We start from the raw sequence: 16,525 nt of genomic DNA, 5'->3' as shown, positions 1-16,525 counted from the left end.
ATGAATTCTATGAATTCTAGGTTAAGCGATCGCACAACGGGTTCTGCACTCGCCTTATCCAGCACTGAGTTGGAATTGAAGCGTAAAACAAACCATCATACTTGGGCAAGTTTACTCAGCTTATTCCTTTGGGTAATAGTTACCATCACCGCAACGGTCGGTTTTGCTCCAACAGCTTTGGCACTTGAATATAATAAAGAAATTTTGGTTGAGGCTGATTTTTCAGGACGTGATTTAACAGACTCTAGCTTTACTAAAGCTAATCTTCGCCAGAGCAACTTCAGTCGAGCTAATTTGAACGGTGTCAGTTTCTTTGCAGCAAATTTGGAGTCTGCAAATTTGGAGGGTTCTGATTTGAGAAATTCCACTTTAGACTCAGCTCGTTTAGTCAGAGCAAATTTAACAAATGCACTGTTGGAAGGTGCCTTTGCTGCTAATGCCAGATTTGATGGTGCAATCATTGACGGGGCAGATTTTACCGATACGCTGCTGCGTCCCGATGAGCAAAAAAAATTGTGCAAACTTGCCAAAGGGACTAATCCTACTACAGGACGAGATACGCGTGACACGTTGTTTTGTCCTTAGTATTTTTTAGCTGGGAATTGGGCATTGGGCATTGGGAATTGGGAATTGGGCATTAGTTATTCTCCATTTCCCTCATCTTCCTCTGCTCCCCATTCCCCATTCCCCCTTATCCCCACAGGGGCCCCACCATCCCCATTCCCCACTCCCCACTTATAAAATATTGAGCAACTACCAACCACTTGCACCAATCTTTTGACATACAATTTTCATACCTTTGCCTGGTGAAGAACTTGCTACAAAAGGGATTTCTCCTTTTTCTTTATCCTCTTCAAGTAGCTGTCCTTCTGGCCCGTAAATCGCAATGCGATTGCGAAACAGCCGCGATTCTTTGCACAATGCATCAAAGGTAGTCTCAAAGATGCCATCTCCATAGATCCCGTAAAGCTTGTATATCGTGCCCTTAATCGTTTCCGTGTCCAGAGCTACGCTGTTTCCCAATTTATCATGCCCTACAGTGATATATCTTTCTGTATCTTGAGCGATGGCTACGCCAACACCTCCGGTGAACGCACTACCATTACTTAATAAAATAGCGATCGCACCCACAATCCCGCTGATTTTAAAATACATAGATTCTCAAAATATAAGATTTCATATATTTCTACCCGCAATCAAAGAGGTTTTGGCAGGGTAGAAGCACTGAAATCAAGACAGAGCAAGGTGTTATACTAGGTTGTAATACATTATGGGAAGCGTAAAGCACTAAATAAATAGCTGCAATACTTTTCAAAGTATGAGTGAAACACTTGCTGATATTGCCATACCGCCCCAGTTTCCCGATCACACTCAGCTACCAGAGTCTGATGGTACGTTTGTGAAAAATTTTCAAGAGCATCCCCAAACCGTCATTTTGACAGACTCAATTGCTCAAGTTTTGCAACGCTTACATCCAGATGAACAGTATTGCATTGGTCAAGATTGTGGTATTTACTGGCGAGAAACCGATCCACCAGAAAAAGGAGCAGCAGCACCGGACTGGTTTTATGTCCCTGGTGTACCACCAAGGCTAGATGGCAAAAACCGTCGCTCTTATGTTTTGTGGAGGGAATACATACCGCCATTGATTGCCATAGAACTAGCTAGTGGTAATGGCGATGAAGAACGAGATGTCACTCCTTTACCTCTAGCTGGTAGTCGGGAAGGGGCAAAACCAGGTAAATTCTGGGTATATGAGCGAGTAATCCGAATTCCTTACTATGCCATTTATGAAATCAGTAATGACAAACTAGAGGTTTATCACCTCGTAGATTTTTCATATCACAAAATGCAGCCTAATGAGCAAGGTCGTTATCCAATTCCTCCTTTAGGAGTGGAACTAGGGTTATGGCAAGGAAATTACTTAAATAATCCTGAGCAATTTTGGTTGCGCTGGTGGGATTTAGAGGGAAATTTGTTACTGATTGGTAAAGAAGAAGCCGAGTTGCAAAGGCAAAGGGCCGAGCAAGCAGAACAAAAAGTTGCACAATTAGCAGAACGGCTTAGGGCAATGGGTATCAATCTAGAAGAGTAATATTTTTTCTACACCTGAACGTTCTGGGGAAAGAATAATCAGACTTATTCTTGCCTGAAGTCCAACTACAGTCCCGTGTATCACTGTGCCGTCCTGAGCAATGTACCACCAACTGCATAAACGGCATCAAAACCAATTCTTTCTCCCCAAAGTGCTGCATCGGTTTGCTTGGATCGTAATCGAAGACTCGTTTCGACTAAATCATCACCGATTTGATAATCTCCTGTTTCAACATTAATCGAGATAATTTTGCCAATGTTCTCTTGTGTCTCAACTTTGGCACGGATACTTTTTTGATAGAGTTCCTTTCCACGTCGGGCAACTTCGTGGCTACCGAGCGTAGGGTGGGACATAAATAAATCCCCTGTTTAAGCTGCTAGATTCTTCACTTGATTGTAGAGCAGAAGCTACAGAGGTTAGAGAGCAATGTTTGATTCTGTAGCAGGTAGGAAAGCGATCGCCTCAAAGCAGCAAATGGTAAAAAAGCTTGAATAATGACTAAAGTAAGAAACTTTAGCGCGGCATTTCTTATCAATGGTTGGCACAGCCCAGCAATATCAAAGGTTTTGAGAGCATCTTCCTCGCATTTTTCTTGCGTGGTATTGGCTCCTGGGTGATCGCAAATCAGGGAAAGATTAAACCGATAGCATTGCAGCTTGATCTCAGCTTTGGGGTCTATTGCTACTCATGCTCCAATTAAAAGCGTAAGTAGCTGCCAAGCATAAATTTACGTGTATTCTGGTTAATTTGCTACAATGAAGCGAATCAAAACTCAATTCATATAGTAGGTATAGCAATATAGGACATGCATCTTGAGCAAACGCAACAGAGAATAAGAAATCTAATGTCATTTTTTGTGACAGAGATCAAGGCTGCTACAGCGATGGAGAAAACAGATATAAACAAAGTATCTGAGAATGTATTAATACCTCTCTTTGCAGAAATTTACGGCTTTGAAAATCTTAAAAACTTGAATTTTACAGAAGGTAGTAACTTTCCTGGTATTGATTTAGGTGATGAAACTGCAAAAGTTGCTTTTCAGATTACAGCTACGCCTAATATTAACAAGATAAAGCACACATTAAATAAATTTATCGAATATGAATTATATAAGAAATATGATAGATTAATTATTTATGTTTTGCTAGAAAAGCAAAATTCTTATTCAAATAAAAAAATTAATAAAATCATCCAAGGTAAGCTTAATTTCAATACCAAGCAAGATATTTTGGATTATCGCGACGTACTCAAAGCTATTAATCAATTTCAAATTGAGAAAGCATTAAGCATAAAAACCCTTTTGGAAGAAAATTTTGGCACTGGTAAAATGCAAGTTGAGAGTAAAGAATTAGTAAATGGTTCTCATAAAAAATTAAACTCAGAACTTGAGGAGACTTTAAAACTGTATTTTACGAAATGTTTTGAGGATGATGAATTTGCAGAATTAGACCAAGCAGGCGAAACTGATCCAGAAAGTCGTACATTGCTAGAACAGATATTTATTGATCTTGATATTAAAATTAGAGGTGAAAAACCTATTAAGTTAAGGTTAGAGGATTTGCCTGAATCAACCAGAAGAAAGTTTTTTTACTTAGAAGAAGCAGATGACATCCCTTTTTGAAACAGATCAATCTACTAATCTCACGGTCATGGATTGTCTTTTGGAAGAGTATTATACCAGGGTTGTAGTGATTGGTGGCCCTGGGAAGGGAAAATCTACACTGGGGCAGCAGTTAGCGCAGGTACATCGTGCCAAGTTGATTGGAAAAAAAGATTATCAATCTAAAAAACCTAAAACTGTAAGGATTCCCTTTCGGATTGTACTCAAGCACTTTGCCCAATGGCTTGCTAAAAGGCCTGATTTGGATAGCTTAGAAGCTTATATAGCTGAGAGGATGGGCGTACTAACCTCACGAACTAACTTAGTATCCCCAAAAGATATTCAAGATATTCTTTGCTGCCGTCCTTGCCTTTTGATTTTAGATGGACTGGATGAAGTCGGAATTACTGAATTACAAGAGAAGATGCTGGTACGTATTAAAAACTTTCTGTCAGTAGCAGAAAGTTTAAATGCTGATTTAATGGTAGTAGGAAGTTCTAGACCAAAAGAATTTGATAAACAGTATAAAAGTTACTTTAATACTAAAGAATTTTTGCATTTAGAACTAGTCGATATGTCAGCCCAAAAAGTTAATGAATATGCTGATAAATGGGTATTAGCAAAAAAAATAAAAGATGAAGAAAAACAAAGAATAATTTCTACTCTTGAAGAATGCCAGCAAGATACCAATACCTCTGCGTTACTAACAAGTCCTCTTTACGTAACAATTATCCTACTTATTATCAAGAATCGTGGTCGTCCTCCCAGTCAAAAAGAAGATTTATTTAATAAATATTGGGAGATTATATTTGCTAGAGAACAAAGTAAAGATAAGGGAATTATTAAAAGTGATGAGTCGCTCTTATTTGGATTACATTCTTACTTAGGATATTTACTGCATCACAGAGCTGCAAAAGAAAACGTTCAATCGCGCTTACCTGAAAATGACTTTAGAGATGCTGTTTGTAAATTCCTACGTCAAGAAGGCAAGCGTTCCACTGCTGAAACCATAAATTTTAAGATGGAAGCCTTGGTGAAGGATGGTGATAGATTAGTTTTGATTACTGAAGCTAATGATTTGTTTGGTTTTGATATTCGCTCTTTTCAAGAATTCTTTGCAGCGGTTCATTTAGTAGAGAATGCCGAGGATACTGCTCAACGTTTTGAAAGCTTAAAAAATATCATTTATTTAGCACACTGGCGGAATGTTGCTTTATTTTTCGTTGGTCGTATTGCTCGAAGCCATAAGGGAGAAGCTAATAAGATTTTAAGACTCTGTAAAGAGATAGACCAAACAAAAACAAATCATTATTTACGGCCAGGAGCTTGGTTTGCGCTTGAAGTAGCAAGCGATGGTGCTTTTAGTAAAATTAATCCGGATTTACAATATGAATTTATAGAATACGGACTAAAAGTTTTAGACACGGGGCTAACTACAGAGCAAAAAGAAGCATTGGAATCTTTCATAGAGCAATTATCTCAAGAAGATAAACAAGAATCATTGCATCCTCTTCTAGAAGAGAAGTTGCGTTCTTTGCCAGATTCATGCTCAGAAACAGTATTAGAACTTTATGGTCAACATTTTGGAGCAAAAAAACCTTTCCAAGATAAGATTAATGCTCTGCTTCAAACTCAACGAGAAACAACTGTAATTACTGCATTGTGTCTTGCTATGAGCTATAAATCTGAGCCTTCATGGATGGTAGAGAGATTACAAGATTATTGGGACTACTACAAAAAAATATTTAGTGAGCGTGGGTTCTCTTCGTCTGAAATAAAAATGTGGTTAAGCTCACTTGAATATACTGAGGCAGTTCTGAGAAATTGGTCAATTTCTGAAGACCAAGCAAACGAATTAGCAGAAATATTTTCTTTAGAAGTGTATTATAATTCTTCAAGTTCTGAGCAACAACTTATCGGGGAGTTTCTAAAACCAAAAACGCTTTCTGAACAATTAATATTATTGCTGAGATGCTCTAGATTATTGATCGAGTTGTCCATGAAAACTAACAAACACAGAAATATTTTAATATATGGAGAGGAACAAGATGTCTCACAACATGCAATAGCTATAAGAATGATGAGGATTGGGCTAGAACCATCTGACTCTATGCCTAAAGAAATTATCGATAATATAGAGGAGCTATTGCAATGCCATAACTTAATACCCAGGCTAGAAGTAAGTTTATGGTCGTTACTTTGGTTTTTCAAAGAGCCTCATATTGATCATATATCTGTCTTTATGGAAAGATTAAAATTAATTCACCGCACTTCATTCCTTTCTAATAAATGGTGGCGTTCTTTTGCTTTAAGAAAAAATTGGCCTCTTTTGAATCTAGCCGTGGATAAACAATTACTTGAAGAACAAGATAGTGTTAATAGATTATTACCCTTCTTGGAAGCTAAAAAACAGATAGCTATTTTTAAAGAAATAGAGGAGACTATTCTCAAATATAAGCAGCAATCAGATGATAGACAACATTTACAAAAACTTATAATAGCAATACATACGCAGATTGGATTAAATGAACTTTTGCCTGAGTTATTACCATTAGCTAATCAAATAGGCATAAGTGTTGAAGATTTAGCAGAAGCATATATTTATAGCCCTATTAGCTTCAGTACATTGAAATGCGAAAGTGATGAACTCTACGAAATCTTAACGATTGCTGAAGAGGCTATAAAACAGCATAAAAGATTAAGTAGAATATTAATGAATCTGATTGAACTTAAGTGGTCATCAGATCCAATCTTCTTAAGAAAGACACAGGACATTTTAGAATTAATTCTTACTACTTGGTCGCAATCTTTAGACGACACTATTACTAACTTATGTTGGGTTTATTTCCTAAAAATATTAAGTTATGATACTCCGACTCAAAGAATAATACTACTTGTGTTTAATACTCTACCTCTTAAAGAACTTTTACTTAATAAAAGAGAGTTTTATCGGAGTGGCATTTCTAATAATTTTTTATTGAAATCTACAGATGTATTAGAATCATTTCTTAGTCATGAGGATGAAAATGTTCGTATAGGGAGCGTATTCCTTTTATATGTAATTTTTCGCTCGCCAATGAAATCTTATAAATTCTCCAATAAAGAAGAAATACAAGAAGCCATTAATCTTTGCTTTAATGCAGATGCAGGATGGAGTCTGATAAATTCTGACAGTAACAAGCATTCTTTACTAGGAATTTTATACTTAACTTTGTCAGATTATCCAATTGAGAATATTAATTATAGACAAATGTTATTAGCAGCATTGCAACAAACTCAAATTATCGAGAAAGAGGAAGCTTGGGTTAAGATGCTAAGAGAGATTCAAATGCCTGTTAATAAGTATGAGACATGGCATAACCTGTTAGAAGAAATTTTAAAACAACCTTGGAATTACAGCAATTTAGTATTGAGTGCAGCAATGGAGCGATATCAAGAAACCAGTAATAATAACGATACACTATAAAAGTCAAAAAGCTTGAACAAAGACCGATCGCAACATTGAGCAGGAACTAGCTAAAAAATAGCGATTACGGAATATTGACGCTGCCGAAGAATATTCACAAGTAGACTTATGAAAAAGTGGGTAGTTTACCGCACTTCTAGAATAATCTTATTGGGAGACTACGGTTGTATGTCCAATTGAGCGATTTTCAGGTTTGGGTTTAATTGTGATTTCTACATCATTACCTAAACTATTCAAATAGCTAATCAATCTATCAAGTGAAAACCCGCTTAATCGTCCTCTAATTAATGAAGAAACTTTCGGCTGATCAATTCCTAAAAGTTCACCAGCTTGTACTTGTGTTAATTTTCGAGTAGCAATGATTTCACTAATTTTACGAGCAAGTTCGGCTTTGACTAGTCTTTCTTCAGGATTGGGTAATCCTAAATCAGCAAACACATTTCCGCTACTAACGTAAACATTATTTTCGTTACTCATTTTTTATCTCATTCTTTTTAGCTGTTTCTGTTGAATAATCTTTCTGAGCGTCTTTTAATCTCTTTTTAACCAAATCTATGTCTTGTTGCAGTGTAGCAATACCATGTTTTGATTTCTTTTGAAATGAATGCAATAAGTAAACAACTCCTGCAAATTTAACAGTGTAAATTGCTCTGTATGTATCCCCATCAAAATCATCTACAATTTCTAAAACGCTAGCCCCTGAAAATCCATGTAAAGGTTTTGCATCAGGATGCTTTTCACCATGTTGTGCCAAATCCAGAGCATAACCCATTACATCTTGTACATCTTCAGGAAACTCCTTTAAATCATCAAGAGCGCTTGCAATCCATTTAAGGGGTTTTTCTTGTTGTTCACTCATGCAATCTCAATTATGCCAAAATTGGCATATTATTTCAATAAGTAATTTTGTTGTATCAAATTTAATCTATCACCATCAAATATTGGTTAAATCTTGCAAGTGACTTCAGAACTAAAAAATAGCGTTGGCGCTAGCCTTGTCGTCAGACATCGCACTCCATCAAATACAATGAGGAACTAGTTGTACCTGCAAATTTATTTCACACTCCTAACCCACTCAGTAATCCCCTGAGCGATCGCATCAGCCGTTTTCTTCTGTACCTCTGGGTTCACTATCTGCTCAAATTCATCAGGATTGCTCATAAAACCCAATTCCAGTAACACTGATGGTGCAGCAGTTGGGCGTGTCAACGCCAGGTTATCCCAAAACACACCATAAGAAGATTTGCCGATTTTTTTGACTACATAGTTGTGTAAAAACATTGCCAGGTTGTGGGCTTGGGGTTGATACCAAAAAGCGCCGAATCCCTTGGTTTTTTCGGCATCACCATCATCGGGTAGAGAATTGTGATGTATGGAAATAGCGATCGCAGGTTCTTCTCGACTAATAATTGCCTGACGTTCTACTAGGGAAACCTCCTTATCATCCTCCCGTGTCATCACTACCGTTGCTCCTCGCTTCACCAACTCATCCCGCAGCAACTTGGACACCACCAAATTCAAATCTTTTTCTAAATATCCAGTTGGACCACTGGCACCAGATTCTTTACCGCCATGCCCTGGATCGAGTACAATCTTGAAATTAGCTAAAGGCTTGCGTCTTGTGTTACCAATTTTCGGCGGATGATGCAAAGCCAAAACCAGGGTTGTACCGTCGTATCTCAGCTTATATCCCCACTGTTGAGCTTTTTTCAGGTTAAAGGTGTATTTTACTTGTTCTGGAGCCTCCTGTTGCCAGTCTAGGCGATAAATTAGAGGGTCATCATCCAGGCGAATTATGTCCGTTTGGGCAGTGGTATTGTAGAGAGTGAGAGCGAAAGCACCCTCACTTTGTTGTACGCTCACAGGTACGGGAACTTGTAAGGGGAAAACTATCTCTGTCACACCAGGGAGTTGACGGTATCCGACACTGCGAATTATTGTTTGTGGCGGAACTGCACCAGGTAGAATGCGGGTTTCTTTACTATTAATCCAAGCGCCATAGTCTAGGCGCAACCATTCACCTTCCCTACCTGTAACTGTTGCGCGCGTGCCTTTGGGTAGTGGTGTAAGTCGAGAATAATCGGTGCTTGGGCCAGTACGAGTAACACCTGACTCTACTGTAACCTCAAAAACTGGCAACTGTGCTCTTGAGAGGATTTCAATCTTACCAGATCCTGGTTGAGCGATCGTCTTGCCATCAAGCGTCAGTTGAAATTGAGGTTTTCCCAGATCAGCGGCTGTTGCCACTGTGGTACAACCTTGATAGTTGCCTACGCTAGACTGGGCATGAGGCTGATTTTGCCCTGTCAGAGCTGCCAAATTACTTGGTAGTTCTGCCTGTTGAGGTTGGGGTGAAAGGGCAATAGTTTGATTAGCCAAGTTTACAGAGACATTGGCGTTAGGGGGTGCGATCGCGCCAAAACAAATTACTTCTCCCGGTAATCTGGCAATGTCAACTGCGGGAGTCAGGGAATCTTTCGCAAAGGCTACCCCCTGTGGTAGTTCCGGGCTAGTGTTAAGCCTGATCACCTTAATCTTAAGTTCTTGATTCTGGCGACGCACAGTAAAAAGATTCTCCCCCAATTGCAAGGGGAAACTAGGAGAAAAATGACCAGCTTTGCTGCGGGTAATTGGCTTACTATTGATCAAAACCTGACCATCTGGTGGTGCAGTGCCCAGAAAGAATATTTTTTGGGCACTTGTCTGGTAGTTGGTCTGGGGAAAAATGACTATAAGAGATGGCTGTGCCAATGCTATGGAGGAGGAAAGAATAAAGCCTAATATTACTAATCCTAGAAGTTTTTTCACAGCAAATCACAGAAGATTACACCACAACAACTGTGGCACAATGACGGGATGTATTTTTAGAAGTTGTTAGAAATTCAAACTACTATGACTAAGTTTATCTTTGTTACTGGAGGCGTAGTTTCCAGTATTGGTAAAGGCATTGTAGCAGCAAGTCTAGGGCGTTTGCTCAAGTCGCGCGAATATTCGGTGTCGATTCTCAAACTTGACCCTTATATTAATATCGATCCTGGCACAATGAGTCCCTTTCAGCATGGGGAAGTATTCGTTACCCAAGATGGTGCGGAGACAGATTTAGACTTGGGGCATTACGAACGCTTTACCGATACCTCGATGTCGCGCTTAAATTGTGTAACTACTGGCTCGATTTACCAAGCAGTCATTAATAAAGAGCGGCGCGGAGACTACAATGGCGGTACTGTACAAGTAATTCCTCATATCACCAATGAAATTAAAGAGCGGATTCTGCGAGTTGCTAAAAGTACAAACCCTTCTGTAGTGATTACAGAAATTGGCGGGACGGTGGGAGATATTGAATCACTGCCGTTTTTGGAAGCAATTCGCCAGTTCCGTAAAGAGGTGGGACGGCAGAATGTGCTGTATATGCACGTAACACTGGTGCCGTGGATTGCTTCTGCGGGTGAAATGAAAACTAAGCCGACACAGCATTCAGTTAAGGAACTGAGATCCATTGGCATTCAACCAGATATTTTAGTTTGTCGGAGCGATCGCCCCTTACCCAAGGGATTAAAGCAGAAATTGTCGGGATTTTGCGATGTGCCGGAAGAATGCGTTATCACTTCCCAAGATGCCAAAAGTATCTATGAAGTACCGCTAAATCTAGAACGGGAAGGAATGGCAGAACAAGTGCTGAACTTGCTGCAAATGGAACAACGTAAACCAGACTTGACGCAGTGGCAAACCTTGGTAAAACGGTTACATAGTCCCAAGCACGAGGTAGAAATTGCCATCGTTGGTAAATATGTGCAGTTAAGTGATGCCTATCTATCTGTAGTGGAAGCGCTAAACCATGCTGCAATCTCCACTTATGGCAAACTGCGCCTGCGTTGGGTGAACTCAGAAAATTTAGAAACAGAACCAGCCGAAAATTATCTTGAGGGTGTTGATGGCATAGTTGTGCCAGGAGGTTTCGGGGTTCGGGGAGTCGATGGTAAAATTGCCGCCATTAAATACGCCCGCGATCGCCAAATTCCCTTTTTGGGTTTATGTTTGGGTATGCAATGTTCTGTGATTGAATGGGCCAGAAACGTCGGGGGATTAACAGATGCCAATAGTGCTGAATTTGACCCTTACACAATTTATCCGGTAATAAATTTATTGCCAGAACAGCAGGAAGTTGTGGATTTAGGGGGTACAATGCGCTTAGGGCTATACCCTTGTCGTGTTCTCCCTGATACTTTAGCTTTTAAGCTTTATCAAGAAGATGTGATTTATGAACGACATCGACACCGCTATGAGTTCAACAATGCTTACCGCGATTTGTTGTTAAAGTCTGGCTATACGATTAGTGGTACTTCTCCTGATGGGCGTTTAGTTGAAATTGTGGAATTACCCAAGCACCCATTCTTTCTTGCTTGCCAATTTCATCCAGAATTTCAATCACGCCCCAGTACACCTCATCCCTTATTTAAAGGATTCATTCAAACAGCGATCGCTCTTTCTGTTTCGACATCTAGCACACCAACACCATTGGAGGTGTCATAACAATTCATAATTCAAAATTAATTACAACATTAACTTAAGGCTTCAGTAGATTTGGACATCCAGGGTGCATCATTCGTAAATTTCGGACTTGAGGAGATGTTGTGGCGTACTGGGTGAAAATCCTTTACGAGAGGAAAGAATATATAATAAATTTTGAACGTGTCCATGCTTTTTGTTATGAACTGAATGGCAGAGTTACTTTTTGGCTACCCGATAGTGCCATTCCCATAGTAATTAACCCACAAAATAACCTGGAAGACTATCAAAAAATTCTCGATTATTTACAATGTGTGACAGGATTAGAATTAGATTGTGCCCATTGGGTAAAAATAATTTACGAAAAAAATGAATATGTAATTAATCTCAACTGCATCAGTTCCTTTTGTCATGAACCGAACGGCAGGATAACTTTTTGGTTGCCAGATGGCACTATTCCTATTATCATCAACCCTGTAAGTAATCCTGAATCTTATGAAAAAGTTGTGAAATACGTTCAGAAAGCAACAGGATATTCTTTATCTTGAAATTCCTGTGTAGCATAACAAGGTAACAATAAAGTTGAAAAACAGATTTACTATCTTCCCAATCTTAAAAAATGGTTTGTGAAAGTTTTTGCTCAATTATCCTGGCTATTGAATCATCTTTTTTGTAGAGTTATCTAAGAAAAAAATTGTACCTTTAGTAGTAAGGTGCTGATTTTAAAATTGCATATAGCTCACTGCCATTCGTTAAAAATTTGTTTTATCCGCTCAATTGCCATGTCTGCTGCTTCTTCTGGAGATATACTATTGACAACTATTTGATTGAGAGCCTTACCCCAAACATTCTCTTCTAAAACTAGGCTGTAAGCAGGATTTTGAACAATATAAAATGGACGAGTTAGACCTTTAGTAAGTGTTTGAGTTGCAGTGGAAAGATGAGGATCTGCTGGATTTGTCCAAAAAGGGTCTTTCCAAACAGACTTCATTACTGGTAGATACCGACCTCCGGTAGCTTTAAGATAGTTTCCTATGATCTCAGGTTTAATTAAATACGCGAGAAAGTCTTTGGCTACCTTCTGGTTTTTAGACTCGGCAAACAAAACTATTTCATTAACCGAGACTAAGTGGCGCATCGGTTTACCATTGGGTTTGTTCGGAAATTCTAGGATACCAAGCTTATTACGATAGGTGTCAGGATCTTGGCGGACAGCAGCAGGAATCGAGAGCGAGGAGTTAGGCGTCATAACCACGCCACGATTGAGCAAGCTGCGATTATTGTCTGGATTTAACCAGTTTACTGCGTCTGGTGGTACGTAACCTTGCTGAAAAAATTTCGCATACCACTCTAAGCTCTCAACAATACCTTGATGCATTTTAGGATCGTTGAGGAGAAGTTGACCGTTGGAGTCTAAAATTTGGACATCGTATGCCTCTAAAATCTGCTCAAATAAGTAGTAGGTATCTGTAGATCCAGTGGAGAAAGGAAAGCCTAACCCGTAAATATTCTGTTTTTGCTGTGCCCGCAGATCATCTTGCACTTGTTTCCAAAACTCCCAGAAAGCATCCCACTTTTTGGGGATATCGCTTTGAGTTCGACCTATTTTCTCTAGCAAGTCTCGCCAGTAGAAGATGTGAATTGTTAATTGATTAATTGGGACTGCATAGTAACTCAGCTTTTTATCAACGTTGTTATATAAACGAACTGCTTCCAGCACACCTTCAGAATAAATACTTTTGACTGGCTCAATTACATCAGAGACATCTGCCAGTTTACCTTCCCAGGCAAGACGTGGATACAGCTCCCTCTCAGCACTGCTATTTATTACCATATCAGGCGAATTACCTGCCTGAAGTGCCCTTTGAGTCTTTTGTGGCAGCTCATCGTTAGTATAGAAAGTAAGTTTAATTTTGTTGCCGCTTTGTTGTTCCCAGTTACTAATGATCTTCTGGAGTGCTTCATCCTCTTCCAATGTATAACCTTTATCTGACCAAATCTTCAGAATTTTACTGTTAATAGGAGACTCAATGACTAAGGATTGATTAGATTTTAAGATGTTAATATAGGCAAGAATTATCAAGCTGAGTATCAATGCCACGAGTACGTAGCGATGGCTAGCTCTTATTAGCATTACGGTAAAAGTTTGCTTGACTCTTTGCTGATTCTTAAAGCCTTTAGCCATTGGATTGGCTTTGGTTCTGAATAATATACTCATTTTTTATGATTTTTGTCAGAAAAACATCTTTACTGCATCTTCTGACATCACATAGCGCTTATTCAAGTGTTATAGCAAAGTGCTGAGTGCTGAGTGCTGAGTGCTGAGTAAAAACCCAGTAATTTCAAGGTTTTGAGCAATCACCAATGTCCTAACTGCCTTGGCGGTTGCTATATTTAATCCGCAATCCTAAGTTCTCTGTCTATTCTGTAAAAAAGTTGGCGTCTGTAGCAAGTTGCAAACCAAATTTTTCTTCTAATCCGTAAAGACTGATGTCTCTAGCTGGGGTTGTTTGAACCATAATTTAAAATCTTGAATAGCATTGCCATGCCAACTTTGCTGCACCTACTATCCCTGCAAAATTGCCTAACTCCGCTGGCAATATTTGTAAACCCGCTCGTGATAAAGGCTGCACTCGCTTCTCAATTTCTGCCTTCACACTTGGTAAGAAAAACTCAAAGCTGCCACTGATACCGCCACCAATGACGATCGCTTGCGGTGTGAGTACATAAATCAAACTCGTCAAACCAATTCCCAAACTAGTACCATATTCTTGCCAAAAAGTCAATGCTGCGGCATCTCCTTGTCGGGCAAGAAAACCCAATTCGATGGGTTCCTTGAGAGTGCGACGGCGAATTGCAGTTGCACAGGCATATTGTTCCAAAGAGCCTCGATTGCCACTATTACAAATTGGACCATCAGGATTTAATGAAATCAAACCCAATTCTCCGGCGGCTCCTTGATGTCCAATAAATAGTTTGCCATCAAGAATAATTGCGCCACCAACTCCAGTACCTAAAGTTAACAGAATCAGATTTTGAAAGTGGCGACCGGCTCCTAGCCAAGCTTCTCCCAAAAGAGCGCAATTAGCATCATTAGCGATCGCAGTCGGTTTGCCAGTTTTAGCTTCTAACCAGTCTGCTAAAGGCACATCGATCCATCCAGGTAAGTTAATGGCGATTTTGGCAATGCGTCCGGCGGCATCGGATGGGCCAGGAGTACCAACACCAATTGCAACAGCTTGATTATCTGGATCAATTTGAGCGATCGCATCTACCAGCACCGCCAGCACAGCCTCCGGCGTTGTTGGTTGAGGAGATACCACAGTCAAAGATAAGAGACAAGTACCATCATCTGCAAAACGCCCCAGCTTAATTGCTGTTCCCCCAACATCAATGCCAATTACTTGAATTTTGTCATTTGTCATTTGTCATTTGTCATTTGTCATTTGTCATTTGTCATTGGGCATGGGGCATTGGGCATTGGTAATTGGTGAATTAGCTATTCCCTATTCCCTATTCCCTATTCCCTATTCCCTATTATTTGGGTGCGAGTCGTTTTCACCCCCGATCTGTTCGTGCAGTGTCTTTGCTTGGGAGAAGACGCGCAGCTTTCAACTCCGATTTCTGTAAATTAGCAAAAGTCGTGCTGCGAAAACTCGATTGCTCTTGCCAAGCTGTAATTGGCGCACCTCTTAAGATACCAGCAAGAGCAATGGAAAGGATAAACCCGCCAGTAGCGGCAGCAATTAACGTTAGATTATCTTTCATACAAATCTCTCTATTGTTTATTTGTCATTTGTCATTTGTCCTTTGTCTAAAACTAATGACCATTGTACAGACGCGATTAATCGCGTCTCTACTGACCAATGACTAATGACTAATGATTACTGTCGGATTCTATTTTCTCTTCGTAATCGGGGATTGACAAATTCATTTAACCCTTCACCAAGTAGTGATAACCCCACCACCATGAATGTCATCGTTAAACCAGGGAAAAGGGTAGTCCACCAAATACCAGTAGGTAGAGCTTCTAGGGCTTGTTTTAAATCATGTCCCCATTCTGCCACTTCTTCGGGAAGTCCTAGCCCCAAAAAGCCTAAACCGCCCAACACCAAAATCGCATCAGCAGCGTTGAGTGTAAATAGAACGGGTACGCTTTGAATGACGTTGAAAAACAGATAACGAGAAAGTACAACCCAAGTGGAAGCACCCATCGCTTGAGCAGCTTCGATGAACACTTCAGTTTTCACGCTCACAGTATGGTTGCGAACAACACGATAATATTGGGGGATATAGGCAATGCTAATAGCGATCGCTGCATTTAATATCCCACGCCCCACCACAAACGCCAGTGTCACAGATAGCAGTAGCCCTGGTAGAGTGTAGATGCTATCCATAATAAATAGCAACACTTTATCTAATTTACCGCCGAGATACCCACTAAGCATCCCTAAAGGCACACCGATAATCATACTCAGCGCCGTTGCTAAAATCACCACCTGCAAAGCAGCTTGAGCACCAAACAATGTTCGGGAGAACACATCATAGCCGAGGCGACTAGTACCAAACCAATGTTTAGCTGAGGGTGGCTCATGAATTGGATTAGAGAGAAAATCTTTGGGGTTTTGCAGCCATCCCCAAGCCTGCAATACGGGAGCGAAGAAGGCCAGGAAGATGAAAAATAGGGTAATGCCTAACCCGATGAACATGAGTTTTTGGGAAAGATTGAGACTTTTGCCAAACTGTAAAAATGTCGGTAGTCGCCGTTTTGTAATGGCCATAAAGCGATCGCCTGTAGCAAAGCTTGATACGCTGACCATTTTACATATTAGATAGGGGATTGCGTAAACATCCTGAA

General features: G+C 39.8%; 15 protein-coding genes. 6 read left to right on the top strand and 9 right to left on the bottom strand.

Annotated elements, in window-relative coordinates; all coding sequences use genetic code 11:
- Positions 1 to 9 precede the first annotated feature (9 nt).
- On the top strand, positions 10 to 585 hold the full coding sequence (locus RMY63_RS16640; protein ID WP_322729757.1) for a pentapeptide repeat-containing protein: 576 nt from the start codon (positions 10 to 12) through the stop codon (positions 583 to 585).
- A 168-nt stretch (positions 586 to 753) separates the two neighbouring features.
- Here RMY63_RS16640 and RMY63_RS16635 read toward each other — a convergent pair whose 3' ends face one another.
- A complete protein-coding gene (locus RMY63_RS16635) occupies positions 754 to 1,155 on the bottom strand; it encodes a hypothetical protein (protein WP_322729756.1) in 402 nt (133 codons plus the stop codon).
- A 163-nt stretch (positions 1,156 to 1,318) separates the two neighbouring features.
- Between RMY63_RS16635 and RMY63_RS16630 the strand changes: the two genes are divergently transcribed.
- Positions 1,319 to 2,095, top strand: coding sequence for a Uma2 family endonuclease (locus RMY63_RS16630; protein ID WP_322729755.1), 777 nt, complete (start codon positions 1,319 to 1,321; stop codon positions 2,093 to 2,095).
- Positions 2,096 to 2,175: 80 nt separating this feature from the next.
- Here RMY63_RS16630 and RMY63_RS16625 read toward each other — a convergent pair whose 3' ends face one another.
- Positions 2,176 to 2,448, bottom strand: coding sequence for a hypothetical protein (locus tag RMY63_RS16625; protein WP_322729754.1), 273 nt, complete (start codon positions 2,446 to 2,448; stop codon positions 2,176 to 2,178).
- A 452-nt stretch (positions 2,449 to 2,900) separates the two neighbouring features.
- On the opposite strand from RMY63_RS16625, the gene RMY63_RS16620 reads away from it, so the two are divergent.
- Together RMY63_RS16620 and RMY63_RS16615 are read left to right on the top strand one after the other, a co-directional pair.
- Complete coding sequence (locus RMY63_RS16620) at positions 2,901 to 3,716, top strand: SMEK domain-containing protein (RefSeq protein WP_322729753.1); 816 nt, start codon at positions 2,901 to 2,903, stop codon at positions 3,714 to 3,716.
- Positions 3,700 to 7,161, top strand: coding sequence for an NACHT domain-containing protein (locus RMY63_RS16615; protein WP_322729752.1), 3,462 nt, complete (start codon positions 3,700 to 3,702; stop codon positions 7,159 to 7,161). Before RMY63_RS16620 ends, RMY63_RS16615 begins: the two co-directional genes overlap by 17 nt.
- 147 nt (positions 7,162 to 7,308) lie before the next feature.
- On the opposite strand, the gene RMY63_RS16610 is transcribed toward RMY63_RS16615, so the two are convergent.
- From RMY63_RS16610 to RMY63_RS16600, 3 genes are all read right to left on the bottom strand, one after another.
- A complete protein-coding gene (locus tag RMY63_RS16610) occupies positions 7,309 to 7,638 on the bottom strand; it encodes a helix-turn-helix transcriptional regulator (RefSeq protein ID WP_322729751.1) in 330 nt (109 codons plus the stop codon).
- A complete protein-coding gene (locus tag RMY63_RS16605; protein ID WP_322729750.1) occupies positions 7,631 to 8,020 on the bottom strand; it encodes a type II toxin-antitoxin system RelE/ParE family toxin in 390 nt (129 codons plus the stop codon). The genes RMY63_RS16610 and RMY63_RS16605 overlap by 8 nt, the downstream gene beginning before the upstream one ends.
- A gap of 194 nt (positions 8,021 to 8,214) precedes the next feature.
- Positions 8,215 to 9,969, bottom strand: coding sequence for an N-acetylmuramoyl-L-alanine amidase (locus RMY63_RS16600; RefSeq protein ID WP_322729749.1), 1,755 nt, complete (start codon positions 9,967 to 9,969; stop codon positions 8,215 to 8,217).
- An 84-nt stretch (positions 9,970 to 10,053) separates the two neighbouring features.
- Here RMY63_RS16600 and RMY63_RS16595 point away from each other — a divergent pair, with 84 nt between their 5' ends.
- Together RMY63_RS16595 and RMY63_RS16590 are read left to right on the top strand one after the other, a co-directional pair.
- Positions 10,054 to 11,691, top strand: a complete 1,638-nt coding sequence (locus tag RMY63_RS16595) for a CTP synthase (RefSeq protein ID WP_322729748.1) — start codon at positions 10,054 to 10,056, stop codon at positions 11,689 to 11,691.
- 101 nt (positions 11,692 to 11,792) lie between these two features.
- A complete protein-coding gene (locus RMY63_RS16590; RefSeq protein ID WP_322729747.1) occupies positions 11,793 to 12,215 on the top strand; it encodes a hypothetical protein in 423 nt (140 codons plus the stop codon).
- Between the two features lie 191 nt (positions 12,216 to 12,406).
- On the opposite strand, the gene RMY63_RS16585 is transcribed toward RMY63_RS16590, so the two are convergent.
- From RMY63_RS16585 to RMY63_RS16570, 4 genes are all read right to left on the bottom strand, one after another.
- Positions 12,407 to 13,885: an ABC transporter substrate-binding protein gene (locus RMY63_RS16585; RefSeq protein WP_322729746.1), complete on the bottom strand. Its 1,479-nt coding sequence runs from the start codon at positions 13,883 to 13,885 to the stop codon at positions 12,407 to 12,409.
- 304 nt (positions 13,886 to 14,189) lie between these two features.
- Positions 14,190 to 15,092 carry an ROK family protein gene (locus tag RMY63_RS16580; RefSeq protein ID WP_322729745.1) on the bottom strand — a complete coding sequence of 301 codons (903 nt, stop codon included), beginning with the start codon at positions 15,090 to 15,092 and terminating at the stop codon, positions 14,190 to 14,192.
- 133 nt (positions 15,093 to 15,225) lie between these two features.
- Positions 15,226 to 15,435, bottom strand: coding sequence for a hypothetical protein (locus RMY63_RS16575; RefSeq protein WP_322729744.1), 210 nt, complete (start codon positions 15,433 to 15,435; stop codon positions 15,226 to 15,228).
- Between the two features lie 116 nt (positions 15,436 to 15,551).
- Positions 15,552 to 16,448, bottom strand: coding sequence for an ABC transporter permease (locus RMY63_RS16570; RefSeq protein ID WP_322729795.1), 897 nt, complete (start codon positions 16,446 to 16,448; stop codon positions 15,552 to 15,554).
- Positions 16,449 to 16,525: the final 77 nt, after the last annotated feature.

The organism is Nostoc sp. ChiQUE01b (genome assembly GCF_034531255.1).
Taxonomy (GTDB): Bacteria; Cyanobacteriota; Cyanobacteriia; order Cyanobacteriales; family Nostocaceae; genus Nostoc.
This window is presented reverse-complemented; position numbering and strand designations above follow the sequence as displayed.